A 23476-nucleotide genomic window follows, 5' to 3' on the forward strand; every position below is an offset into this window, starting at 1 on the left:
TCAGCGCCGCGCCAGCACCATGTCGAGGGTCTGAAGAAAGCGCGAGCGATCGGCCTTGGTGAACGCCGCCGGGCCACCGAGCTGGTCGCCGCCCGCGCGCAGGTCCGCCATGATCGCGCGGGTCGCGATCTGCGCGCCGATCGAGGCGGTCGTGAACTCGCGTCCGGTCGGCGACACCACCGCCGCCCCCGCCTTCAGGCAGCGGTCGGCGAGCAGGATGTCGGCGGTCACCACCACCGCGCCGGGCACGGCCCCGACACCTTCTGGGCCGGCGATCCAATCGTCGGCGGCGTCGAAGGCGTCGCTCACCACCTGCCGCGTCACCAGCGGGTGCTCGGGGATGCGGATGCGCGCGTTGCTGACGACGACGACCGGCACCTCGCGCCGCCACGCGACCTTGTAGATCTCGTCCTTGACCGGGCAGGCGTCAGCATCGACGAGGATGCGCTTAGACTCGGCCACTCTCTATCCAACTCTTCCGTTCGTCGTGAGTAGCCGCTGAGCGTAGCGAAGTGGCGTATCGAAGGACATGGAGGCGCACCGTCCTTCGATACGGGCCTTCGCTGCGCTCGGTCCCTACTCAGGACGAACGGTTGGAGGAGAATCGGTCCCGACCTCACTTCCGGTGCTTGCGCGCCGCCTGCCCCATCCCGCCCGTGGGCCGTGCCGCATATTGGCGCGGCGGCGAGGGCGCGCGCGTGAGCTGTGGCGGCGGCCCATCCGCCTGTTCGATCAACACGCCCGATTCGTCGTCCGCGCCCGCGACCAACGAGGCGCGCACCGCCTGGGCGAAGCGTCCGGAGATCGCGCGCGGCACCTGGAAGCGCGACTCCGCCGCGCCGATCCGGATCGCGCCGATCTCCGCCTTGGTGACGTGCCCCCGGCGACAGATCAGCGGCAGCAGCCAGCGTGGATCGGCGTTGTGGCGGCGGCCGATGTTCATCCGGAACCACACCGTATCGTCGAAGCCGTCGCGGTGGACGGGCACCTGCGGCGCGCGGTCGATCAGCTCCTCGGGCTGCGGCAGCGCGGCGCGGCTGGCGTGGACCAGCGCGGCGGCAATATCGAGCGGCTCGCGCTCGGCGAGCAGCCGCTCGGCGATGGCGCGGTCCTCGTCGTCGATCTCGACCGGCTGCGATAGCGTCGCGATCAGCCGCTCGCGGTCGTTGGCGCGGATCGCCTCGGCGCTCGGCACCGGCATCCACTCGACCGCGATCTTGGCCTGGCGCAGCATCCCCTCGACGCGGCGTCGGGCGGGGAAGGGGACGACCAGCACCGCCGTGCCCTTGCGTCCGGCACGTCCCGTGCGGCCCGAGCGATGCTGGAGCGTCTCGGCGTCGCGCGGCAGCTCGACATGGACGACCAGGCTCAGCGACGGCAGGTCGATCCCGCGCGCGGCCACATCGGTCGCCACGCAGACGCGCGCCCGCTTGTCGCGCAGCGCCTGGAGCGCGTGGTTGCGCTCGGACTGCGAATGCTCGCCCGACAGCGCCACCGCCGAGAAACCGCGCTCGACCAGGCTGGCGTGCAGCCGCCGCACCGCATCGCGGGTCGCGCAGAACAGCATCGCCGTCTCCGCCTCGTGGAAGCGCAGCAGGTTGACCACCGCATGTTCGATGTCGGCCGGCGCCACCGCCATCGCCTGATAGGCGATGTCACCGTGGCCGCGGTCCTGCCCGATCGTCGCGATCCGGTGCGCGTCGCGCTGATAGCCCTTGGCGAGCCTGACGATCTGCGCCGGGAGCGTCGCCGAGAACATCAGCGTGCGCCGTTCGCGCGGGGTCGCGTCGAGCAGCGTCTCGAGGTCCTCGCGAAAGCCCATGTCGAGCATCTCGTCGGCTTCGTCGAGGACGGCGACGCGGACCGCCGACAGATCCAGCGCGCCGCGCTCGCCGTGATCCTTCAACCGGCCCGGCGTGCCGACGACGATGTGCGTCCCGTGGCTGAGCGTCCGCCGCTCACGCGAGGGGTCCATCCCGCCGACGCAGGTCGCGACCCGTGCGCCCGTGCCGGCATAGAGCCAGCCGAGCTCCTTCGCGACCTGGAGCGCGAGCTCGCGGGTCGGTGCGATCACCAGCGCCAGCGGCGCCGCGGGCGCGGGCAGACCGCCTTCGCCAAGCAACGCATCGGCCATCGCCAGGCCGAAGGCGACGGTCTTGCCCGATCCGGTCTGAGCAGAGACGAGCAGGTCACGGCCGCGCGCGTCCTCCGCCGTCACCGCGGCCTGGACGGGAGTGAGCGCTTCGTAACCGCGCGCAGCGAGCGCCGCGCCGAGCGCGGGCGGGAGATCCGGGAATGTCATGAGCTCGGGCATATGGGGTGGGAGTAAGGTTTTTCGAGGGCGACGCTTGCTCTGCCGCGCGGAATCGGGGAGTGTGTCACTACAGCAATACAGGGGGAACGACTCGATGCGCCTGAAACTTCTCGCCGCGCTCGCCGCCGGCGTCGCCATGCTGCCGCTCGCTGCGGTTCCGTCGCAGGCCGCCGCGCAGACGACCAAGGAACAGTTGATGACGCCGCCTGCGGACGCGCAGCAGTTCGTGATCGTCTCGATCGCCGGGCAGCACGGTACCTCGTCGGCGTGGAAGCTTCCCGACGGCAGCTGGGCGTCGCGGTTCAGCATGAACCTGCGTGGGCAGGTGTTCGAGACCGACGAGGTCATCCACCTCGGCCCGAACGGCCAGCCCGACCGGATCGTCGTCCGCGGCTTCACCCCGAACGGTGACGCGGGCGAGACGTTCGAGATCAAGGACGGCAAGGCGACCTGGCGCAACAAGGTCGAGAACGCCTCGGTCGCCTATGACGGCAAGGCCCAATATTCGACCTACGGCGGCACACCCGCCTCGTCGGTCTACACCGTCAAGTCGCTCTACGATGCGCCGAACAAGACGCTTGCGCTGCTCCCCGGCGGCACCGAGCGGCTGGTCCGGCTCGTCGACATCCCCGTCGGCAACGGCGCGACGGCGAAGACGATCACCGCCTGGACCATCGAGGGCGTCGGGCTCGAGCCGCAGCCGGTGCTCCTCGACAAGGATGGCAATTTCTTCGGCTTCGTGTTCGGGATTGGGATGCTCCCGCCCGAATATGCGGGCGACCTGCTGAAGATCCAGAAGGCGCAGATCGACGCGATGGCCGCGCGCAACCCGGCGTACATGAAGCGCTTCGGCCAGGTTTCGCCCGTCCCCGTGGCGTTCACCCACGTCCGCATGTTCGACGCGGAGAAGGCGTCGTTCATCGACGATCAGACCGTCGTCACCAACGGCAAGACGATCGCCGCGGTGGGCTCGGCCGGATCGGTGAAGGTTCCCGCGAACGCCAAGGTGATCGATGGGCGGGGCAAGACGCTCTCGCCCGGCATCTGGGACGCGCACATGCACGTCGGCAGCGACCTCCAGGGACTCCAGCTGCTGAGCCAGGGCGAGACGAGTTCGCGCAATCCGGGCGCCGACATCCAGTCGACGATCCTCAGGAACCAGCGGATCGCCAAGGGCGAGCTGCTGTTCCCGACCGTCTATTCGTCGGTGCTGATCGACGGCAAGGGTCCGCTGGCGGCGCAGGGCGGCATCTCGGTGTCGTCCGCCGAGGAGGCGATCGCCGCAGTCCACAAGGCCAAGGACAACGGCTTCACCGCGGTCAAGTTCTACACCTCGATGAAGCCCGAATGGCTGTGGCCGGCGATCGCCGAGGCGCACAAATTGGGCCTTCACGTCCACGGCCATATTCCCGCGACGCTTAGGCCCACCGACGTCATCAAGGGCGGCTATGACGAGATCACTCACATCAACTTCGTGATGATGCAGGCGATGCCCGACGAGGTGGTCAACATCGATAACGGCATCCAGCGTTTCTACGGCCCCGGCCGATACGCCAAGGACGTGAACCTCGACGCCGCGCCGATGAAGCCGCTGATCGCCGAGATGGCCGCCAAGAAGATCACCGTCGATCCGACGCTGTCGGTGTTCGAGGGGATGTACGTGCCCGAGGACGGCGACCTCTCGCCGGCGTACGCGCCCTATCTCGGGACGATGCCGCCGCAGGTCGAACGCGGCTTCCGCGAGAGCGGGTTCAAGCCGCCCGAGGGCGTGACCCGCGCCGACTGGCGCGCGAGCTACGCCAAGCTCGCGCAGCTGACCCGCAAGCTGCACGACGCGGGCGTGCCGATCGTCGCCGGGACCGACGGCTCGGGCCTGGAGATCGTCCGCGAGCTCGAACTCTACGTCGGCGCGGGCTTCACCCCGGGCGAGGCACTCCAGGCGGCGACGTTCGTCCCGGCGCGGCTGGTCGGCGCGGACAAGGAGACCGGTTCGATTCGGGTGGGCAAGCAGGCCGATCTGGTGCTGGTCGACGGCGACGCCTCGAAGGAGATCGGCGCGATGCGGCGGACTTTGTGGGTCATGTCCGACGGCGCGCTGATGAACGCCGACGAGCTGCGCCAGGCGGCGGGGTTCAGCGGGCGACCGAAGTAATAATCGCGCGGAGCCCCTCCCTGAGGGGGAGGGGCTTCGCCTACTTCGTCTTGCAGGGAAACGCCTCGCGCAGCGCGTCGCGCACCACGAACGCCGGCGCGGCGCTCCATTTCTTGTGGTACTTGCGCATGTACTTGCGCGGGGCGGCGATCACTTCGGCCGTCGAGGCCTTGCCGGCGGTCGGACAGATCGCGCGCGTGCTGGAAAGCGCGTCGAACACGCCCAGGACATAGCCGGTGCAGAAGGTCGCCCGCGTGTCGCGATCGTTCCCCATGCACTGTGCGGCGAGCTGTTCGGTCGTGAGCGAACTCACGACGACTGGCGGCGGTTCGGCGGCGACCGCGGCGAGGAGCAGGATCATCATGAGCCCTGGTACCAGCTTTCGGCCTGCGCGCGCAGATAGGGCAGCATCCGCACCCGCGGGAACACCTCGTCCAGCGTCTTGGTGTCCGGCATGATGTAGACCATCCCTCCCTTGGCGAAGAGCGGGCGGATCTTGCCCGTATAGAAGGGCGTGCCGACGTTGATGCAGCCGAAGCTGATGCGGTTGTCGTCGGGTTCGGGCGACCTCAGCCGCTCGACGCGACGCTCCTTGGGATGGGTGGTGATCACCGCGTGGAGCGCGACCGAGGTCGCATAATCGACCCAGAGCACCTTCGTCCCGCCGACCGCGAGCCCGAACTTGGCCACGTAGCGCCCAGCAGGCGTGGTTCGCTCGGCCGGGCCGATCTCCGACAGCGTCTTCGCGCCGACGCCAGGGGTCGACTCGTCGCCCACGCCGATGCCGATCAGCACCGGCGTCTGGCCGAGGAACCTGCCCTTGCGATCGAAGAGGAACAGCGCCGCCTGCTGCTTGTCGATCACGATATACGGCATCGCGCCGTTGTCGTGCGACGCCGCCACCCAATCGATCAGCCGCCCCGCCTCGGGCGTGGCGACCGGATCGGGCAGCGGCGCGGCAGCGGCCTTTGCGGCCGTCTTCTTGGCCGCCATTTTCGCCGGAGCTTTCGCCTTCGCTGGCGGCTTGGCGGGTGCGGCCGGCGCCGTCGCGGGGGCGATCCCCAGCGACAACCCGGCGAGCGCGCAACGGAACGGTCCTGCCTTCATCGGGATGACGTCTGGCCGAACCGTCCGTTACGCAAGGCTGAACGCGGGGCTCAGCCGCGCGGGCGACGCGGACGCGCGCGCATCTGCTGGACCTGCTGGTCGAGCCCGTCGACGCGGCCCTGGAGCTGGTCGATCCGCTGCCCGTTCTGCTGCGCCTGGCCGGCCGCCGCCTGCGCCGCGGCGAGCGCCTGGCCCGAGGTACCCTCGACCGTCCTCAGCCTCCCGTCGAGCCCGTCGATCCGCTGGTTCACGGTCGCGATCTGCTCGTTGACATAGCCCTTGGTCGCACAGCCACCGAGCGCGACCGAGCCCGTGAGCACCGCCACGGCGGCGAGCGAAGTGCGGGTGAAAGAACGCATATACAGCCTCTCGTCTAGTTGGACGCCCGGGACAGCGCACGTCGTTGGGGTTGTGCAACGTTGAAGGGTTGAGCCGTGTTCCCGATGGGACCAAGCTCCCTCAAACCATGCGAGGAGCGCCCCGATGCTGACCGTCCACCACCTGCGACTCTCACAATCCGAGCGCATCGTCTGGCTGTGCGAGGAGCTGGGCCTCGATTACGAGCTCAAGCTCTACGACCGCCGCGCCGACAACCGGCTCGCGCCCGACGACTACAAGGCGCTCCACCCGATGGGGATTGCGCCGGTGATTACCGAAGGCGACCTGGTGCTGGGCGAGAGCGGCGCGATCTGCGACTATCTCAACGTCAAGCACGGCGGCGGGCGGCTGGCCCCGGCGGCGGACGATGCGGACTTCGCGGACCATCTGTTCTGGTTCCATTGGTCGAACGCGACCTACATGACGACGCGGATGATGCAGCTGGTGCTGACCGTCTCGGGGAACGATCCTGCGGCGGTCCCCTTGGTCGCCGACCGCGCCGATCGCGCGACCGCGATGATCGAGGCGCGGCTGGGCGAGGCTGAGTACTTCGGCGGGCGCGAGGTGACGCTGGCCGACATCATGATGGTCTATACGCTGACGACTGCGCGAGCCTTCGGCGGCGCGCTCGGGGAATTGCCGAACACGCGGGCGTATCTGCAGCGGATCGGGGAGAGGGAGGCGTATCAGCGCGCGATGGCGAAGGCGGAGCCGGGGATGGCGCCGATGTTGGGGTGAGGGGGGCTTCGTCATCGTTGCAGCGGATGCGCTATCCTCCGTTCGAACCTCGCCTCGCCCCTGGATTGTCGACGGTGCTAGTCCGGGGGGGAGAAAGGGGTGGGCGGGGGATGGACCTGCGCCGAGCAGTCTGGGTACTCAGCCGGGCTCATTGCGCGGCGGCTTGAAAGCGCTAATTTTAGAGGTGGGGTGTGAAAGCTGACAGGGCGATTGAAATTCTTGAGAGGCAGCGAGCAGTCGCCCTCTCGTTGAAATCGACCGCGAGTGGTTCGGATGATTTCTCGAAATGGAAAAGAGATACGGAGATCGCAATCGAGCGTATATTCTCTGTAGAGTCTCGTCAAGTAGAGGATTTCGTAGAAATAAGATATACGCCCATAGCCTTTTCTACCAGTAGCCCGCAATCTGTTTTTCAGTCAAGCTATCTCAGAGGTTTAGGACGGGCTGAGGCTGTTTTGTCGTCGATGATAGATGAGATCAAGGATTATGGTCTCGGTGAAGAGGTGGAGCAATCTGGTGGAGCTCTCGATCTTCTGGAGCGGATCTTGTTGAGGTTTCACCTCGCAGCCCGTCAGTTGCGCGTGCGACATGGTGGCCGACCGACGCTGGAGATTGCAGATGAGTATGACGTCCAGGATTTATTGCATGTGATTCTGAGATTGCATTACAATGACGTCAGACCGGAGGAATGGACTCCGAGTTATGCTGGAAAGTCATCACGTGTTGATTTTTTTACTTAAGGAAGAGCGCATAATTGTTGAAGTGAAAAAGACCCGGGATGGGCTAAGGGCAGGCGAAATTGGAGATCAACTTATCATAGATCGCGCTAGATACGAAATTCACCCTGACTGTGGGACTCTTGTTTGCTTCGTGTACGATCCGAAGGAAAAAATAAACAATCCGTATGGATTAGAGCGAGATCTTGAGAGGGGCGGCGGCCACATAAAAATTAAGGTAATTATTTCTCCTAGATGAGCTAAGTTTTTTCGCTGCCGTCGACACGAAAAAAGGCCGGAGGATCGCTCCCCCGGCCCCTTCCAACCCCGCGCTAAGCGCGAAGGGCCTTACGCCCCCACGACGTCCGACACGTCGACACGGATGCCCGGGCCCATCGTGCTCGAGATCGCGACCTTCTGGACGTACTTGCCCTTCGCGCCCGATGGCTTCGACTTGATCACCGCGTCGACCAGCGCGTCGAAGTTCGCGCGGAGGTCCTCGGCCGGGAAGCTCGCCTTGCCGATGCCCGAGTGGATGATCCCCGCCTTCTCGACGCGGTATTCGACCTGGCCGCCCTTGGCCGCCTCGACCGCGGCGGCGACGTTCATCGTCACCGTGCCCAGCTTCGGGTTCGGCATCAGCCCCTTGGGGCCGAGCACCTTACCCAGCCGGCCGACGATCCCCATCATGTCCGGAGTCGCGATGCAGCGGTCGAAGTCGATCTTGCCGCCCTGGATCTGCTCCATCAGGTCCTCGGCCCCGACGACGTCCGCACCCGCGGCACGCGCCTCGTCGGCCTTGGGGCCGCGCGCGAACACGCCGACGCGCACCGTCTTGCCGGTGCCCTTGGGCAGCGTCACCACGCCGCGGACCATCTGGTCGGCGTGACGCGGATCGACGCCCAGGCCCAGTGCGACCTCGATCGTCTCGTCGAACTTGCTCGTCGCGTTGGTCTTGGCGAGGGTGATCGCCTCGTCGACGCCGTGGAGCTGCTCGGGGGAGATCGTCCAGACCTTCTGCTTCTTGCTCAGCTTCGCCATGGGATCAGCCCTCCACCACTTCGAGGCCCATCGCGCGGGCGCTGCCTTCGATGATCTTCGTCGCCGCTTCGAGGTCGTTGGCGTTCAGGTCCGCCATCTTGGCCTGCGCCACCTCGGCGAGCTGCGAGCGCTTGATCTTGCCCGCGGACGCCTTGCCCGGCTCCTTCGAACCCGACTTCAGCCCCAGCACCTTCTTGATCAGATAGGTCGCGGGCGGGGTCTTGGTCTCGAAGGTGAAGCTGCGGTCGGCATAGACGGTGATGACGGTGGGGAGGGGCGAGCCCTTCTCCATGTCCGCGGTCTTCGCGTTGAACGCCTTGCAGAATTCCATGATGTTGACGCCGCGCTGACCCAGCGCCGGGCCGATCGGCGGAGACGGATTGGCAGAGCCCGCGGGCACCTGCAGCTTGATGTAGCCGGTGATCTTCTTCGCCATATGTCACTCTCTTTCAAGTCGAGCGGTGATAGCGGCGGCGCTCGCGCACCCCCTCCCGCATGGTTCCACCGTGATGGAAGCGCGCGCCGTTAGCGGAAACCTGGCGCGGATGCAACCGGATCTCCGTTCGTCCCGAGCGACGTCGAGGGACCTCGCGGGGCCGGTGCCTCGACGTCGCTTGGCACGAACGGGTCGGGGTTGCCGCCGCGCCCGCACTCGCCCACACGCCCGGCATGGCATGGGCGTGGCTGATCCTGGGCGGGTTGTTCGAGGTGGGGTTCACCACCTGCCTGCGCCATGCCGATGGCTTCCGCAACCTGCCCTGGACGCTCGGCTTCCTCGCCAGCGTGACGCTGTCGATGGGGCTGCTCGAACTCGCCTCGCGCGCGATTCCGATGGGAACGGCCTATGCGGTGTGGACCGGCATCGGCGCGCTCGGGACGGTGCTGGTCGGCATGCTCTGGTTCCACGAGCCGCTGACCGCGGTGCGCGGGCTGCTGATCCTGGGCGTCGTCGGCTGCATCGCCGGGCTCAAGGCGACCGCCTAGCTGTCCTCGCGCCCCGGCACCTCGAAGCCCTGCGCCTGCTGCCCTTGCGCCTTGGCTTCGTTGTAGCGGTCGATCGCCTCCAGCGTGATCCGGCGGGCCTCGTCGCGCCCGCCCCAGGTGCCGACGCGCACCCACTTCTTCTTCTCCAGGTCCTTGTAGTGGGTGAAGAAGTGCTCGATCTGCTCGAACACGATCTCGGGCATGTCGCCGCGCTCGCTGACGTTCGAATAATAGGGGAAGGTCGAGTCGACCGGGACGCAGACCAGCTTCTCGTCGCCGCCCGCCTCGTCCTCCAGGTTCAGCACCGCGATCGGCCGCGCGCGGACGACGCAGCCGGGAATGAACGGCGAGCGCGCCACGACCAGCGCGTCCAGCGGGTCGCCGTCGGGCGACAATGTGTGCGGCACGAAGCCGTAATTGGCCGGGTAGCGCATCGGCGTGTGGAGGATGCGGTCGACGAACAGCGCGCCGCTCGCCTTGTCGAACTCGTACTTCACCGGCTCGCCGCCGGTCGGCACCTCGATGATGACGTTGAGGTCGTCGGGCGGGTTCTTGCCCACCGGGATCAGGTCAATGCGCATCGTCTTCCCTGTTCGCGAAAGCGCCGCGGCGGCGATCGTTCGGGGCGGGCGGGTAGCCGAGGGTCCAAGACGTGTCGAGTGCTGCGCTGCGGCAGGATCCGCCTCAGCTGCCGCCGCCGAGCACGTTGATCGTGAAGGCGAGGACGCCGATGTTGAACACGAACGCCGCCATCGTGTGCCCCAGCACGATCCGCCGCATCCGCGCCGAGCCGATCGACACGTCGGAGGTCTGGAACGTCATGCCCAGCGTGAAGCTGAAATAGAGGAAGTCCCAGTAGTCGGGCTCGTCGCAGTCGGGGAAATCGAGCCCGCCGTCGTCCTTCTCGTCGCCGTCGACGTCGCGGTAGAAGACGTGGGCGTAATGGAGGGCGTAGATCACGTTCGAGAACAGCCAGGCGAGCACCAACGTCCCGATCACCAGCGCGACCGCGGTCGGCGTCGGCTTGCCCGCCAGCTCGTTGGCGACCGCGACCAGCACGACGAGCATGACCAGCCCGGTGATCGCGAGCAGCCCGGCGCGATTGGCGTCGTTCGACTCCGCCCGCTCGCGCATCTGCTGCGTCTCCTCGCCGAGCAGCGGATAGAGCGAGACGAGGAACAGCGCGCTCGCCACGTCGAACCCGGCGAGCAGCGCGCGGCCGAGCTTGACGCCGAGCGGCCAGGCCGCGGCTGCGGTGGCGACGACCAGCACCATCACGAAGGCGATGAAACGTGCGGGCGCGACCCGCCTGCCGATCTGCCACCGCCCGCCCGTCTTCGCCATTCGCCGGACGCTAGCGATCGCGCCGCCGCTCGCCTAGATGCCCCGCACTTATGGCCCGTATCCAGACCCCCAACCGCGTGCGCGGCACGCAGGACATCTTCGGCGACGCCGAGCGCCGCTTCGCGCACGTGCTCGACACCTTCGATCGCGTGCGGCGGCTCTATTGCTTCCAGCGGGTCGAGATTCCGATGTTCGAGGACACCCAGGTCTTCGCCCGCTCGATCGGCGAGACCACCGATGTCGTCTCGAAGGAGATGTACACCTTTGCCGACCGTGGCGGGGATTCGATCACGCTGCGCCCGGAGTTTACCGCCGGGATCGCGCGGGCGTTCCTGACCGAGGGCTGGCAGCAGTATGCGCCGATGAAGCTGGCGACGTCGGGCGCGGTGTTCCGCTACGAGCGCCCGCAGAAGGGGCGGTACCGCCAGTTCCACCAGATCGACGCCGAGGTGATCGGCGCGCCCGAGCCCGCGGCGGACGTCGAACTGCTCGCGCTGGCCGATCAGCTGCTCAACGAGCTGGGCATCGCCGACGGCGTGACGCTGAAGCTGAATACTTTGGGCGATGCCGAGACCCGCGACGCCTGGCGCGCGGCTTTGGTCGCGCACTTCGAGGCGCACCGCGGCGATCTGAGCGAGGATTCGCTCGCCCGCCTCGACAAGAACCCCTTGCGCATCCTCGATTCGAAGGACCCGCGCGACCGCCCGATCGCCGACGCCGCGCCGGGGATCGACGACCATCTGACGAGCGAAGCGGGCGCGTTCTTCGAGGCGGTGACGCGCGGGCTGGATGCCGCGGGCGTGGCGTGGGAGCGCGACGCCCGGCTGGTCCGCGGGCTCGATTACTATCGCCACACCGCGTTCGAGTTCGTCACCGATCGGCTCGGCGCGCAGGGGACGGTGCTCGGCGGCGGTAGGTATGACGGGCTGATCGAGACGTTGGGTGGCCCGCCGACGGCTGGTGTGGGCTGGGCCGCGGGAGTGGAGCGGCTGGCGATGCTGGTGGGGGAGTCTGCCCCGATCTCGGCACCGATCGCCGTCGTCGTCGAGGATGACGCAGTTATCGGAGCTGGCCTGCGCGCGCTCGCGACGCTTCGTCGGGGTGGCTACGCCGCCGAACTTTTCGCGTCCGGCTCCCCGCGCAAACGCTTTGACAAGGCGGTAAAGGCTGGCTCGGCTGAACTGGTGGTCGTCACGTCGGTGGACGGCGCGGTAAGTCTGAGCGCGAAGGGTGTGACCGCGCGAACGGCTCCACTGCTTGAGACGCTGCGATGAGTGCGCACTCAATCCTCCCCGGGACGGGGAGGGGGACCATGAGCATTCAGCGAATGGTGGAGGGGGCTGGCCGCGAGCGATCCGCTGGTGGAACGCCCCCTCCGTCGCTGCGCGCCACCTCCCCGTGCCGGGGAGGATTTTAGCATGACCGCCATCTCCCTCGACCGCATCCGCCAGATCGAGGCCCGCCGCGACGAGCTCGCCGCGCAGATGGCGTCGGGCGAGCTCGCCGGCGATCGCTTCGTCCAGGTCTCCAAGGAATATGCCGAACTCGAGCCGGTCGCCGCCGCCGCGACCGAGGTGCGCCGCCTGCGCGCCGAGGCCGAGAGCCTGGAGCACATGACGCAGGAGAGCGACCCCGAACTCCGCGCGATGGCCGCCGACGAGCTGCGCGCCAACGAGGGCGCGCTCGCCGATGCCGACCGCAAGCTCGCGCTTGCGCTGCTGCCGCGCGATGCCGCCGACGAGCGCTCGGCGATGCTCGAGGTTCGCGCCGGCACCGGCGGCGACGAGGCGGCGCTGTTCGCGGGCGACCTGTTCCGCATGTACCAGCGCTATGCCGAGACCCAGGGCTGGCGCGTCGAGCTGATCTCCTCCTCCGCCTCCGACAGCGGCGGCTTCAAGGAGGCGGTCGCCTCGGTCGAGGGCAAGGGCGTGTTCGCCAAGCTCAAGTTCGAGAGCGGCGTCCACCGCGTCCAGCGCGTGCCGGTGACCGAAAGCGGTGGCCGCATCCACACCTCCGCTGCGACCGTGGCGGTGCTGCCCGAGGCGGAGGAGGTCGACGTCCAGATCGACGAGGCGAAGGATCTGCGGATCGACGTCTACCGCTCGTCCGGCCCCGGCGGGCAGTCGGTCAACACCACCGACAGCGCGGTCAGGATCGTCCACATCCCGACGGGGCTCACCGTGATCCAGCAGGACGAGAAGTCCCAGCACAAGAACAAGGCCAAGGCATTGAAGGTGCTGCGGACACGCTTGTACGAGGCCGAACGCGAGCGACTGGCGGCGGCGCGCGCGGGCGAGCGCAAGTCGCAAGTCGGCTCGGGCGACCGTTCCGAGCGCATCCGCACCTACAATTTCCCGCAAGGCCGGGTGACCGACCACCGCATCAACCTGACCCTCCACCGCCTGCCCGAGATCCTCCAGGGCGACATGGACGAGCTGATCGGCGCGCTGATCGCCGAGGACGAGGCGGAGCGGCTGGCCAGTCTCGACTCCTGATGGGGGCGAGCGCGCGAGAGGCACTGCGCGATGCCGTCGCGCGCCTCGCCTTCGCGGCAACGCCCCGGCTCGATGCCGAGCTTCTGCTCGCCCACGCGCTCGGCATCTCTCGCGAGCGGCTGCTGCTGACGCTCGACGACCACCGGGTCCCGCCGACCTTCGCCGCGCTGGTCGAACGCCGCGCGCGGCACGAACCCGTCGCCTACATCACCGGCGAGCGCGCGTTCTGGACGATCGACCTCCGCGTCGGCCCCGGCGTACTGATCCCCCGTGCCGACAGCGAGACGCTGATCGAGGCCGCGGTCGCGCACTTCGCCGGGACGCTCGGCCCGAACGCGATCCTCGATCTCGGCACGGGGCCCGGCACGCTCCTGCTCGCGGCCCTGGACGAATGGCCGCGGGCGCACGGGTTGGGCATCGATGCGTCCGAGGCGGCGCTCGCCTATGCGCGCGGCAATGCGGCGAGCCTGGGCATGGGCGACCGCGCGCGCTTCGACCACGGCGACTGGCTGGCGGGCAGGGACGCGCGCTTCGACCTGATCCTCTGCAACCCGCCCTATGTCGCCACCGGCGCCGCGCTGCCGCCCGAGGTGTCCGACCACGAGCCCGCCGCGGCGCTGTTCGCCGGCCCCGACGGGCTCGACGCCTACCGCGTCCTCCCGCCCCAGATCGCCCGCGCGCTCGCGCCCGGCGCGGCTGCCTGCGTCGAGATCGGTCACGACCAGGGGGAGAGCGCCGCCGTCCTGTTCCGCGCCGAAGGGCTGACGGTCGGGCTGCGCCCGGATCTTGCCGGTCGCGATCGTTGCCTCGTCGTCACACCTTGAAGCCCGCCGCTGCGACACGATATTTCGCTTTGAGAAGCTTTCACGCCGCGATAAGGGTCGCTCCGCGGGGTGGGACATCGGCAAAAGCTGTTGATCTCGGGCGCGTGCCCGGATCCCTCGTCACGGACCGTCGGCTGCCGGCGGTCGTGACAGGCTCGGTTCACCGATCCCCTCGCATCGCGCCGGCCGACGGCCGCGCATCCGGGAGCCACGCGCCGTACCAGTTCCAGGGCACCCTCAGGGTCAGGACAAGGACATAGACTTGATCAACAATCGCCAGGGCAGCCGCCGTCGCGGCCGCGGTGGAAGTTCGCAGCAGCGTTCGTCGGGAAGCAGTTCGGGGCAGCGCGACAGCGGCAACCGGATCGACAGCCGCGCGCGCGGCAACGCCGCCCAGTTGCTCGAGAAGTACAAGAACATGGCCCGCGACGCGCAGATGTCGGGCGACCGCGTCCAGGTGGAATATTACCTCCAGTTCGCCGACCATTATTTCCGTGTACTGTCGGACAGCCGCGCGCGCTCCGACGATCACCGCCCGATCCGCCCCGTCGACGATTTCGACGGTTCGGACGAGGAATATGGCGACGAGGGCGAGCCGATCCGCGCCAACGAGCAGGGCGACGGGCGTCAGCAGCCGTATCAGCAGAACGGCCGCGATTCGCAGCAGCCGTATCAGCCGAACGGTCGTGAGCCTCAGCCTTCGTATCAGCAGAACGCCCGCGACCCCCAGCAGCCGCCCCGCCGCGACGACGGCCGCCGCGAGGATAACCGCCAGGAGGCACGTCGCGACGAGCGCCCGCAGCGCGAGTACCAGCCGCGCCAGGACTCGCGCGAGCAGGCCCGCGACGAGCGCGCGGAGCAGCCCGCGTCGCAGCCGAACGGGCACGGCTATCGTGAGCGCGTCGCCAACGATCTCGAAGTGACGGCGGCCGCGGCGAGCGGAGACGAGCCGAAGCCGTCGTCGCGCCGCCCGTCGACGCGCGCCCGCAAGCCCGCGCCGGTCGTCGCTGAGGGCCTGGACGCCGACCGGCTGCCGCCGTCGCTCGGCCTTTCGGCCCGCTCGGACGAGCCCGTGGCGGCGAACGAAGCGACCGTGGAGGGCGAGCCCAAGCCGAAGCGCCGCCGCCGTACTCCTTCGGCGACCTCGCCCGAAGCTCAGACGAGCTGACGCTCAGTCCACCAGCCACTCCGCCAGCCGGCTCCACGCCGGCTGTTTGGCAGGGACACCGATGGTGTGCAGCGGGCTCGACGAGGGCAGGGTGATCAGCGCGAGCGGGCGGCCCGCGAGCAGCGGCCGCCCGATCGCCGCCGCCGTCCCGCCGTTGAACGCGACGGCGCGAAGGCCGGGCAGGGTGTCGGCCAGTGCGCCGAGATCGTTGGCGGTGGCATCGCGGATCGCGGCGTCGCTGCTCCCCGCGCGCCGCGCCTCGGCGACCACGTCCCACAGTCCGACTCCCGCCGCCAGCAGCGTCGCCAGCCGGTCGTCATAGGGCCGCGCCGCGACGTCGCGGCCGATCGCGGACCCGATCAGCCGCCAGAACTGGTTCTGCGGATGCGCATAATAGCGTCCGGCCGCCAGCGACCGCTCCCCCGGCAGGCTGCCGAGTACCAGCACCCGCGTGCGCGCGTCGACGATCGGCGGGAAGCTCGATTTCAGCGTGGGATCGCCTGTTTCACATCGGTGTGGATGAAGTTGTCACCCTTGAAGAGCAGGGGTTCGTCAGCCTCTTTGGCGAGCGCGTAGGCGAAACAATCGCCGAGGTTGAGTCGCGCGCGCGACCCGGAACCGCAGCCGAATCTTCGGTAGCCGTCTCGCCCGATCTGGGCCTGCGTCGTCGTGACCGGTGCGATGTCGATGGCGAGAGCCGCGATGCTCCGGTCGGCTCGATCGAGCATCTGCACATCAAACCGTCGGGCGATCACCGTTGACAGCTCGATCCAATTCCCCGCGGAGATCAAACGTCGGGTCGCACGCTCGAGTTCGGACACGAAGAGCGGCTCTTCAGGTTCGTGAAGAAGCAGAGCGACCATCACGGAGGTGTCGACAATCACCCTGCAGAGGAGCCATCTTCGTCGTAGATCGAATTGGCGATCTCGACCGAGTTTTTGTCGCGCCACTCCGGCGACAGCAGGTCGCGTGGATTCGGATTGATCGCCCTTAACTCCGCCATGATCCGTTCCGCCCGTGCTTTCGCCGCCGCGGCGTTTGTCGCGTCCGCTCGCTCAAGCGCGTCCCGGATCGTCGCCGTCACCGATTTGCCGCTCCGCTCGGCCATCGTCCGTGCGAGTGCGACAGTCTCCGGATCCTTGATGTTGAGCTGGACCACCATCTTCTACCTTTGAGGCCGCCGATATACCCGACCGCTCGCTTGCTCGCAACCAAGGATAGCTGCGGTTGCGCCCCGGCCTAGCCCCCGCCATCTCCCCGCAATGCCAATCACCCCCGACACGCTCGCCCTCATCGGCAACACCCCGCTCGTCCGCCTCGCCGGGCCGAGCGAGGCCGCGGGCTGCGAGATCTTCGGCAAGTGCGAGTTCGCGAACCCCGGCGGGTCCGTGAAGGACCGCGCCGCGCTGTCGATCGTCGAGGACGCGGAGGAGCGCGGGCTGCTCGCGCCCGGTGGCACGATCGTCGAGGGCACGGCCGGTAACACCGGCATCGGCGCGGCGCTCGTCGCCAACGCCAAGGGCTACAAGACGATCATCGTCATGCCCGAGACGCAGAGCCGCGAGAAGATGGACACGCTGCGCGCGCTCGGGGCCGAGCTGGTCCTGGTCCCGGCCGCGCCCTATTCGTCGCCCTGCCATTTCGTCCACCAGTCGCGGCGCATCGCGGAGGAAACGCCGGGCGCGGTCTGGGCGAACCAGTTCGACAATGTCGCCAACCGCCGCGCGCACATCGCCGGTACCGCCGAGGAGATCTGGGCGCAGATGGATGGCCGGATCGACGGCTTCACCTGCGCCGCCGGCACCGGCGGGACGATCGCCGGGGTGGGCCTCGGGCTCAAGGCCAAGGACGAGGCGGTGACGATCGCGCTGACCGATCCGCACGGTGCCGCGCTCTACGACTTCTACGCGCACGGAGAGCTGCGCAGCGAGGGATGCTCGGTCGCGGAGGGGATCGGTCAGGGGCGGATCACCGGCAATCTCGAAGGCGCGCCGATCGACACCCAGTTCCGCGTGTCGGATATCGAGGGTTATACCTGGGTCGATCGGCTGCTGCGCGAGGAAGGGCTGTGCCTGGGGCTCTCGTCGGGCATCAACGTCGCCGGCGCGGTGCGGCTGGCGCGGCTGCTCGGCTCGGGCAGACGCATCGCGACGATCCTGTGCGACACCGGATTCCGCTATCTTTCCACGCTCCACGATCCGGCATGGCGAGCGGCGAAGGGGCTCGTCCGCGACGATCGCACAACCGGTTCGACAAGCGGGTGACGAACCGGTACACCCGGCGGACGGAATGAGACCGGCGAGCCCATCTTCTCACCAGACGGTCCAGCGCGTGAAGGTCGGCATGGTCGGCCTCGCCGTGGTGATCCTGCTGATCGGGCTGGCGAGCGCGATCTTCAGCGCCGCCAATCGCGAACGGCCGATCGCGGTCGATCCCGCCAACGTCGCCGCCGCCAAGCCCGCCGCCAACGCCGCCGATCCGGCGAATGAGCCCCTCGCCGAACTCGGCGTGGCGCCGTCCGCCGACACCAACGCCGCGCAACCGGCGGGCAAGTGATCGACGATCGGGGAAAAGTCGGGACGAGCCGGGCGATGACGGCCCGGTTCGGGATCGCGCGCCCGAAACCGCCACCTCGGGTGCGAACGAAACAGGTCCGTTGCGACTGGGCGTGGCACGATCTCCTGGGCAGTCGAGAAGATTGATCACGGTCCCCGATTTTCCCGCAATTTCCCTTCCAATCCCCAACGTAAGTTGATACGTCCTCTGCTTAGACAGGGGCAGCGTCGCCGTGTTCGAGGTTCGAACACTCCGGATTCGGTGAAAGCCGTTTCCGGAAACGGGGAAGTCTGCACGCCAGGTGCGGGGTGTGCGTGTCGGATCGGGCGAAATATCGAGGCAAGGGGCTCGGGCTCGTCGACGACAAGGGTCGCGTCGCGATCCCCGTCGCGCTCCGCAATGCCCTTGCCCAGAACGCTCCGCGCGCCGACGGCAAGGACGGCGGCACGGTCGTGCTCGCCCCCCATCCCGAGTACCGCTGCCTGATCGCCTACGACCCGGCCTACGCCGACGAGATCGACGCCGATGTCGCGCGGCTGGAGGCCGAGGCGTTCGCGCGGACCGGCAAGCGCGATTATGCGATCGCCGCGCGCGCCAACGCGACCGAGGAGCTGCCGTTCGACGGTTCCGGCCGCTTCGTCCTGCCGGCGTTCGAGCGCCGCTACGCGCGGATCGACGGGGCGGCCTTCTTCAATGGGGATTCGCGGGTGATCAGCATCTGGTCGCCCCAGGTGCTGCTCGCGCTCGAGGACTTCGATCCCTTTGTTCAGGAGGCGTGCGTGTGGGCGTGCGAGAAGAACGGGATCGCGCCGTGATCCCGGCTCCGCACACTCCCGTCCTCCTCGCCGAGGTGCTGGCGGCGCTGGCGCCGCAGCCGGGCGAGACGATCGTCGACGGCACGTTCGGCGCGGGCGGTTACGCCCGGGCGATCGCGGCGACCGGCGCGGCGGTGATCGCGTTCGACCGCGATCCGGACGCGATCGCGATCGGCCAGGCAGCGGCGATCCCCGGCGTCACGCTCCACCACGCCGAGTTCTCGCGTATCGCCGACGTCGTCGCGCAGGCGGACGGCGCGGTGTTCGACATCGGCGTGTCGTCGATGCACCTCGACCGGGCCGAGCGGGGTTTCTCGTTCCAGGCGGACGGGCCGCTCGACATGCGGATGAGCCAGGACGGTCCGACCGCCGCCGACTTCGTCAACACGGCGGACGAGGCGGAGATCGCCGATGTCCTTTATCTCTACGGCGAGGAGCGCCAGTCGCGCCGCGTCGCGCGGGCGATCGTCGCCGCACGCCCGGTCACGCGGACCGGCGAGCTGGCGGCGATCGTCCGCCGCGCGCTGGGCCACAAGCCGCACGACAAGAAGGATCCGGCTACGCGCACGTTCCAGGCGCTGCGCATCCACGTCAATCGGGAGCTGGGCGAGCTCGCCAACGGCCTCGCGGCGGCGGAGGCGGTGCTAAAGCCCGGCGGGAGGCTGGCGGTGGTGACCTTCCACAGCCTGGAGGACCGGCTGGTCAAGCAGTTCCTGCGCGGGCGCTCGGGCGCGGAGCCGTCAGGTTCGCGTCATCTCCCGCAGACGACGGCGGCGCGGGCGCCGACCTTCGATGGCGTCGCGAAGGCGGTGCGCGCGGGCGAGGCGGAGCTGGCGGCGAACCCCCGTGCGCGCTCGGCGACGCTGCGCGCGGCGCGGCGGACGGCGGCGTCGGCGTGGGACGACACGGGCGCGGCGAGCAATTCGGCGAGTGGAGGAGTGGCATGACGGCGGCATATCGGTTGAAGGGTCTGGGCTGGTTCGGCGGCTGCGTGATGGTGGCGCTCGGCTTCTACCTCGTCAGCCTCCAGGTCGCGGCCGAGCGCAAGAAGCTCGAACAGGCCGATGCGCGCATCCGCGTCGCCCAGCGCGACATCCGCGCGCTGGAGACCGAGTTCGACACGCGCGCGAACCTGACCCAGCTCGAGCGCTGGAACGGCGACACGCTGGCGCTGGTCGCGCCGACGGCGGGCCAGTTCGTCCGCGACGAGGCGCAGCTCGCGTCGATCCGCTTCGACGGCGGTCAGGCGGGCGCGCCGGTGCGGACCGCGGCGCTGGTCGTTCCCGCCTTCACGCCGCCCGCCGCCGTGACCGCGCCGACGATCGCGCCCGCCGCGCCGACTCCTGGGCCGGTCACGATCAAGGTCGCCGCCGCCGGGCCGAGCCGTGCGCCCGTGACGGTCAAGGTCGCCGCAGGCGCTCCGCCCGCGCGGATGATCCCCGCCGTCGCGACGGTCGCGAAGCCCGCGCCCGTCCGCCGCCAGGCGGTCGCGATGCTCCTGTCCGACGCGACGCTCGGCGATCTGGTCAGCGGCGCGCGCAGCGAAGCGAGGACGCTGCGTTGACGACGATCGTCGCCCGGCCGATCCATACGCCCCAGCGCAGTGCCGCGCAGCGTGGTCAGCTGCTCGCGACGCAGCACATGCGGCTGATGGTGCTGATGCTGCTGTTCGCGACGGCGATGGCGGGCATCACGATCCGGCTCGGCGTCCTGGGCGTCCTCTCGTCGGGCGAACGCGCTTCGCCGACCGCCGGCTATGTCGCCCGCGGCGACATCGTCGATCGCAACGGACAGCCGCTCGCGCGCACGATCGACGCCTGGACGATCGGCGTCCACCCGCGCGAGATCCTGGGCGACAAGCGCGAGATCGCGCAGAAGCTCGCCGATCTGATGCCCGAGGTCGGCGACCAGGCGTGGTTCTTCACGCAGCTGATGAAAGACGTGAACTTCACCTATCTCGATCGTCGCGCCAGCCCCGCGCTGGTCGAGGCGGTGAACGCGATCGGCGAGCCGGGGATCGTCTATGCCGCCGAGCCGCAGCGCCTCTACCCGCAGGTGACGCTCGCCGCGCATGTGCTCGGCTACGTCGGGCCCACCGCGAAGGACCCGACCTTCATGGGCCGGCTCGGCATGGAGCGCGTGCTCGAACCGCAGCTGACCAACCCCGCCACCGCTCACGCGCCCGTCCAGCTCTCGCTCGACACCCGTGTCCAAGGGGCGATGGAGTCGGAACTCGGGCGCGCGATGGCGACGTTCGCCGCGCGCTCGGCGGCGGGGATCGTGCTCGACGTGCGGACCGGCGAGGTGATCGCGATGACCTCGCTGCCGACCTTCAATCCCAATCGGGTCGGCATGGCGGGCGCGGACCAGCTGCGCAACACGACGATCCAGAGCGTCTATGAACTCGGCTCGACCTTCAAGCCGCTGACGATGGCGGCGGCGATCGACAGCGGGATGGTCACCGACATGACCCGGCGCTTCGACGCGACGGCGCCGATGCATGTCGGCGGCTACACCATCCACGACGATCGCGGCGACGAGCAGAAGCGTTGGCTCAACATCCCCGAGACGCTGATCTATTCGTCGAACATCGCCACTGCGCGCGTCGCCGACGAGCTCGGCGCGCAGCGGATGCAGGCGATGTTCAGGAAGCTTGCGTTCGACACCAAGCCCGACATCGAGCTGAAGGAGAAGGGCCGCCCGCTGTGGCCGACCTATTGGGCGCGGACGACGGTGATGACCACCGCCTACGGCCACGGCATCGCCATCACCCCGCTCCAGCTCGCCAGCGCCTATGCCGCGCTCGTCAACGGCGGCGTCTGGCGGCCGGCCACCCTGCTCAAGGTCCGGCCGGGGCATGAGGCCGCCGGACGGCGCGTGTTCAGCGAGGCGACCAGCGCCCGGATGCGCCAGCTGCTGCGGCTGATCGTGCTCTACGGCACGGGCCGGAAGGGCGATGCGCCGGGCTACCGCGTCGGGGGCAAGACCGGGACGGCGGAAGCGGCGGCCGCGGGTGGCTACGACCGCAGCCGCAACGTCGCGACCTTCGCCGCCGCCTTCCCGATGGAGGCGCCGCGCTACGTGGTGCTGGCGATGCTCGATTCGCCGAACGCCACCAAGGAGACCTACGGCTTCAAGACCGCCGCCTGGAATGCCGCGCCGGTGGTCGGCCGCGTGATCGCGCGCACCGGCGCGATGCTCGGCGTCACGCCCGACGACCGCCGCGACATCGACTTGAACGATCTCGCCCCGGCGCTGACGATGGTGATCGCCGATCGCGGCAAGGCGGTGGGGATTCCGCAGTGAGATTGGGCGCGCTCACCGGCGATGATCAGACCGCGACCGTCACCGGCTTCGCGATCGACCACCGCAAGGTCGCGCCCGGCACGGTGTTCGGCGCGTTCGAGGGGCTGCGCGTCAGCGGCGAGGACTTCATCCCCGCCGCCGTCGCCGCCGGGGCGATCGCGGTGGTCGCGCGTCCGCAGGCGAAGGTCGACGGCGCGGTCCACATCGCCGCCGACAACCCGCGCGCCTGCTTCGCCGATCTGGCGGCGCAGTTCTTCGCGCCGTTCCCCGCCACCTGCGTCGCCGTCACCGGCACCAACGGCAAGACGTCCACCGTCGAGATGACGCGCCAGCTGTGGCGGATGGCGGGCCACCACGCCGCTTCGATCGGCACGCTGGGCGTGACGACCGCAGAGGATCGCGCCGTCACCGGCCTGACCACGCCCGACGTCGTCACCTTCCTGTCGAACGTCGCCGGGCTCGCGCGTGAGGGGGTGACCCATCTCGCCTTCGAGGCGTCGAGCCACGGGCTGGCGCAATACCGCATCCAGGGGGTGCCGGTCGCGGCGGCGGCGTTCACCAATCTCAGCCGCGACCACCTCGACTATCACGGCGACATGGCGAGCTACTTCACCGCCAAGCTCCGCCTGTTCAGCGAGGTGCTGGGCGACGACGGAACCGCCGTCGTGTGGGTGGACGATCCGAGTTCCGAGCGCGTGATCGACCTCGCGCGGCAGCGTCGCAACACGCTCGTGACGGTCGGCGAGCACGGCGACACGCTGCGGCTCGTCTCGCGCGATCCGACCTTGCTGGGTCAGGGGCTGGTGATCGAGGCCGAGGGCCGCGCGCACCGGGTCAACCTGCCGTTGATCGGCGCCTATCAGACCGCCAATGCGCTGATCGCCGCCGGGCTGGTGATCGCAACCGGCGGCGAGGTCGCGACGACGCTCGCCAATCTCGCGCGCCTCCAGCCGGTACGCGGCCGGCTCGAACGCGCGGCGATCTCGAAGGCGGGCGCGCCGATCTATGTCGATTACGCCCACACGCCCGACGCGCTGGAGGCGGCGGCCGCGGCGCTGCGGCCGCATGTGGCGGGGCGGCTGATCCTCGTCTTCGGCGCGGGCGGCGACCGCGATCAGGGCAAGCGCCAGCCGATGGGCGAGGTCGCCGCCCGTGTCGCCGATGTCGCGATCGTCACCGACGACAATCCGCGCACCGAGAGCCCCGCCGCGATCCGTGCGCAGGTGCTCGAGGGCGCCCCGCACGCGATCGAACTGGGCGATCGCCGCGCCGCCATCGCGCGCGCGGTCGAGATGGCGACGGGCGAGGACATCGTCCTGATCGCCGGCAAGGGACACGAGCAGGGTCAGATCGTCGGCGATCTGATCCTGCCGTTCGACGACGTCACCGTAGCGAGGGAAGTGGCATGAAGAGGAAGGTCGTGATCCCGTCGAAGCCTGCGATCCGCCCCGCGGAGGAGCGCGAGCCGCGCGAGCGGCGTCGTCTGGGGCTGCGTTACGACGCGGTGACGGGCGAAGGCGTGAGCGGGCTGCGGTAAT

Annotated in this window: 29 protein-coding genes; 17 read left to right on the forward strand and 12 right to left on the reverse strand. The window is 69.0% G+C overall.

All coding sequences use genetic code 11. From position 1 onward, the window contains the following. Together AC4GYY_RS13805 and AC4GYY_RS13810 are read right to left on the reverse strand one after the other, a co-directional pair. Complete coding sequence (locus tag AC4GYY_RS13805) at positions 1 to 462, reverse strand: YaiI/YqxD family protein (RefSeq protein ID WP_491121369.1); 462 nt, start codon at positions 460 to 462, stop codon at positions 1 to 3. A 154-nt stretch (positions 463 to 616) separates the two neighbouring features. Beyond that, complete coding sequence (locus AC4GYY_RS13810; protein WP_491121370.1) at positions 617 to 2302, reverse strand: DEAD/DEAH box helicase; 1686 nt, start codon at positions 2300 to 2302, stop codon at positions 617 to 619. Positions 2303 to 2408: 106 nt separating this feature from the next. On the opposite strand from AC4GYY_RS13810, the gene AC4GYY_RS13815 reads away from it, so the two are divergent. Next, the gene (locus tag AC4GYY_RS13815; RefSeq protein ID WP_491121372.1) at positions 2409 to 4466 is read left to right on the forward strand and encodes an amidohydrolase family protein; all 2058 of its coding nucleotides are present in this window, start codon (positions 2409 to 2411) and stop codon (positions 4464 to 4466) included. Positions 4467 to 4506: 40 nt separating this feature from the next. On the opposite strand, the gene AC4GYY_RS13820 is transcribed toward AC4GYY_RS13815, so the two are convergent. Genes AC4GYY_RS13820 through AC4GYY_RS13830 form a run of 3 tightly spaced genes read right to left on the reverse strand, consistent with a single transcriptional unit; the run spans position 4507 to position 5932 of the window. Continuing rightward, positions 4507 to 4830 carry a Rap1a/Tai family immunity protein gene (locus AC4GYY_RS13820; RefSeq protein WP_491121374.1) on the reverse strand — a complete coding sequence of 108 codons (324 nt, stop codon included), beginning with the start codon at positions 4828 to 4830 and terminating at the stop codon, positions 4507 to 4509. After that, a complete protein-coding gene (locus tag AC4GYY_RS13825; protein WP_491121376.1) occupies positions 4827 to 5573 on the reverse strand; it encodes a hypothetical protein in 747 nt (248 codons plus the stop codon). Before AC4GYY_RS13825 ends, AC4GYY_RS13820 begins: the two co-directional genes overlap by 4 nt. Before the next feature lie 50 nt (positions 5574 to 5623). Further along, on the reverse strand, positions 5624 to 5932 hold the full coding sequence (locus AC4GYY_RS13830; protein WP_491121377.1) for a hypothetical protein: 309 nt from the start codon (positions 5930 to 5932) through the stop codon (positions 5624 to 5626). Between the two features lie 124 nt (positions 5933 to 6056). On the opposite strand from AC4GYY_RS13830, the gene AC4GYY_RS13835 reads away from it, so the two are divergent. The 3 genes from AC4GYY_RS13835 to AC4GYY_RS13845 all read left to right on the forward strand — a co-directional run bounded on the left by AC4GYY_RS13835 (position 6057) and on the right by AC4GYY_RS13845 (position 7664). Then, the gene (locus AC4GYY_RS13835; protein WP_491121379.1) at positions 6057 to 6689 is read left to right on the forward strand and encodes a glutathione S-transferase family protein; all 633 of its coding nucleotides are present in this window, start codon (positions 6057 to 6059) and stop codon (positions 6687 to 6689) included. A 191-nt stretch (positions 6690 to 6880) separates the two neighbouring features. Next, a complete protein-coding gene (locus AC4GYY_RS13840) occupies positions 6881 to 7429 on the forward strand; it encodes a PD-(D/E)XK nuclease domain-containing protein (protein WP_491121380.1) in 549 nt (182 codons plus the stop codon). Continuing rightward, positions 7392 to 7664: a PD-(D/E)XK nuclease domain-containing protein gene (locus tag AC4GYY_RS13845; protein WP_491121382.1), complete on the forward strand. Its 273-nt coding sequence runs from the start codon at positions 7392 to 7394 to the stop codon at positions 7662 to 7664. The genes AC4GYY_RS13840 and AC4GYY_RS13845 overlap by 38 nt, the downstream gene beginning before the upstream one ends. A gap of 89 nt (positions 7665 to 7753) precedes the next feature. Here the strand turns inward: AC4GYY_RS13845 and rplA are convergent, their stop codons facing one another. Then, entirely contained in the window at positions 7754 to 8446 is a 693-nt protein-coding gene (gene rplA / locus AC4GYY_RS13850) for a 50S ribosomal protein L1 (protein ID WP_491121384.1), read from the reverse strand. A 4-nt stretch (positions 8447 to 8450) separates the two neighbouring features. Beyond that, positions 8451 to 8882, reverse strand: a complete 432-nt coding sequence (gene rplK / locus AC4GYY_RS13855) for a 50S ribosomal protein L11 (protein ID WP_491121386.1) — start codon at positions 8880 to 8882, stop codon at positions 8451 to 8453. Positions 8883 to 9115: 233 nt separating this feature from the next. Here rplK and AC4GYY_RS13860 point away from each other — a divergent pair, with 233 nt between their 5' ends. Next, complete coding sequence (locus AC4GYY_RS13860) at positions 9116 to 9430, forward strand: DMT family transporter (RefSeq protein WP_491121388.1); 315 nt, start codon at positions 9116 to 9118, stop codon at positions 9428 to 9430. Here the strand turns inward: AC4GYY_RS13860 and ppa are convergent. Both ppa and AC4GYY_RS13870 read right to left on the reverse strand, forming a co-directional pair. Continuing rightward, a complete protein-coding gene (gene ppa / locus AC4GYY_RS13865; protein WP_491121390.1) occupies positions 9427 to 10011 on the reverse strand; it encodes an inorganic diphosphatase in 585 nt (194 codons plus the stop codon). The genes AC4GYY_RS13860 and ppa overlap by 4 nt on opposite strands. Before the next feature lie 103 nt (positions 10012 to 10114). After that, positions 10115 to 10774, reverse strand: coding sequence for a DUF1345 domain-containing protein (locus AC4GYY_RS13870; RefSeq protein ID WP_491121392.1), 660 nt, complete (start codon positions 10772 to 10774; stop codon positions 10115 to 10117). A 50-nt stretch (positions 10775 to 10824) separates the two neighbouring features. On the opposite strand from AC4GYY_RS13870, the gene hisS reads away from it, so the two are divergent. From hisS to AC4GYY_RS13890, 4 genes are all read left to right on the forward strand, one after another. Further along, positions 10825 to 12048 (forward strand): histidine--tRNA ligase, encoded by a 1224-nt coding sequence (gene hisS / locus AC4GYY_RS13875; protein WP_491121394.1) that lies wholly within the window; start codon positions 10825 to 10827, stop codon positions 12046 to 12048. A gap of 144 nt (positions 12049 to 12192) precedes the next feature. Further along, positions 12193 to 13269, forward strand: coding sequence for a peptide chain release factor 1 (prfA, locus tag AC4GYY_RS13880; protein ID WP_491121396.1), 1077 nt, complete (start codon positions 12193 to 12195; stop codon positions 13267 to 13269). Continuing rightward, positions 13269 to 14093, forward strand: coding sequence for a peptide chain release factor N(5)-glutamine methyltransferase (gene prmC / locus AC4GYY_RS13885; RefSeq protein WP_491121398.1), 825 nt, complete (start codon positions 13269 to 13271; stop codon positions 14091 to 14093). Before prfA ends, prmC begins: the two co-directional genes overlap by 1 nt. A 262-nt stretch (positions 14094 to 14355) precedes the next feature. After that, complete coding sequence (locus AC4GYY_RS13890; protein WP_491121400.1) at positions 14356 to 15261, forward strand: DUF4167 domain-containing protein; 906 nt, start codon at positions 14356 to 14358, stop codon at positions 15259 to 15261. Between the two features lie 3 nt (positions 15262 to 15264). On the opposite strand, the gene AC4GYY_RS13895 is transcribed toward AC4GYY_RS13890, so the two are convergent. Genes AC4GYY_RS13895 through AC4GYY_RS13905 form a run of 3 tightly spaced genes read right to left on the reverse strand, consistent with a single transcriptional unit; the run spans position 15265 to position 16423 of the window. After that, positions 15265 to 15750, reverse strand: coding sequence for a DNA-deoxyinosine glycosylase (locus tag AC4GYY_RS13895; protein ID WP_491122005.1), 486 nt, complete (start codon positions 15748 to 15750; stop codon positions 15265 to 15267). Continuing rightward, positions 15747 to 16124 (reverse strand): type II toxin-antitoxin system VapC family toxin, encoded by a 378-nt coding sequence (locus AC4GYY_RS13900; protein ID WP_491121402.1) that lies wholly within the window; start codon positions 16122 to 16124, stop codon positions 15747 to 15749. Before AC4GYY_RS13900 ends, AC4GYY_RS13895 begins: the two co-directional genes overlap by 4 nt. 17 nt (positions 16125 to 16141) lie before the next feature. Beyond that, positions 16142 to 16423: a type II toxin-antitoxin system VapB family antitoxin gene (locus tag AC4GYY_RS13905; protein WP_491121404.1), complete on the reverse strand. Its 282-nt coding sequence runs from the start codon at positions 16421 to 16423 to the stop codon at positions 16142 to 16144. A 100-nt stretch (positions 16424 to 16523) separates the two neighbouring features. Here AC4GYY_RS13905 and AC4GYY_RS13910 point away from each other — a divergent pair, with 100 nt between their 5' ends. The 8 genes from AC4GYY_RS13910 (at position 16524) to AC4GYY_RS13945 (ending at position 23475) form a co-directional block, all read left to right on the forward strand. Further along, a complete protein-coding gene (locus tag AC4GYY_RS13910) occupies positions 16524 to 17525 on the forward strand; it encodes a cysteine synthase A (protein WP_491121406.1) in 1002 nt (333 codons plus the stop codon). Between the two features lie 67 nt (positions 17526 to 17592). Next, the gene (locus AC4GYY_RS13915) at positions 17593 to 17817 is read left to right on the forward strand and encodes a hypothetical protein (RefSeq protein ID WP_491121408.1); all 225 of its coding nucleotides are present in this window, start codon (positions 17593 to 17595) and stop codon (positions 17815 to 17817) included. Positions 17818 to 18131: 314 nt separating this feature from the next. Then, positions 18132 to 18632, forward strand: a complete 501-nt coding sequence (locus AC4GYY_RS13920) for a division/cell wall cluster transcriptional repressor MraZ (RefSeq protein ID WP_491121410.1) — start codon at positions 18132 to 18134, stop codon at positions 18630 to 18632. Continuing rightward, positions 18629 to 19579 (forward strand): 16S rRNA (cytosine(1402)-N(4))-methyltransferase RsmH, encoded by a 951-nt coding sequence (gene rsmH / locus AC4GYY_RS13925; RefSeq protein ID WP_491121412.1) that lies wholly within the window; start codon positions 18629 to 18631, stop codon positions 19577 to 19579. Before AC4GYY_RS13920 ends, rsmH begins: the two co-directional genes overlap by 4 nt. Next, positions 19576 to 20196 carry a hypothetical protein gene (locus tag AC4GYY_RS13930; protein ID WP_491121414.1) on the forward strand — a complete coding sequence of 207 codons (621 nt, stop codon included), beginning with the start codon at positions 19576 to 19578 and terminating at the stop codon, positions 20194 to 20196. The genes rsmH and AC4GYY_RS13930 overlap by 4 nt, the downstream gene beginning before the upstream one ends. Continuing rightward, positions 20193 to 21938, forward strand: coding sequence for a peptidoglycan D,D-transpeptidase FtsI family protein (locus tag AC4GYY_RS13935; protein ID WP_491121416.1), 1746 nt, complete (start codon positions 20193 to 20195; stop codon positions 21936 to 21938). Before AC4GYY_RS13930 ends, AC4GYY_RS13935 begins: the two co-directional genes overlap by 4 nt. Further along, positions 21935 to 23347, forward strand: a complete 1413-nt coding sequence (locus AC4GYY_RS13940) for a UDP-N-acetylmuramoyl-L-alanyl-D-glutamate--2,6-diaminopimelate ligase (protein WP_491121418.1) — start codon at positions 21935 to 21937, stop codon at positions 23345 to 23347. The genes AC4GYY_RS13935 and AC4GYY_RS13940 overlap by 4 nt, the downstream gene beginning before the upstream one ends. Beyond that, complete coding sequence (locus AC4GYY_RS13945; RefSeq protein WP_491121420.1) at positions 23344 to 23475, forward strand: hypothetical protein; 132 nt, start codon at positions 23344 to 23346, stop codon at positions 23473 to 23475. Before AC4GYY_RS13940 ends, AC4GYY_RS13945 begins: the two co-directional genes overlap by 4 nt. Position 23476: the final 1 nt, after the last annotated feature.

This window comes from Sphingomonas sp. SP6 (genome assembly GCF_058313435.1).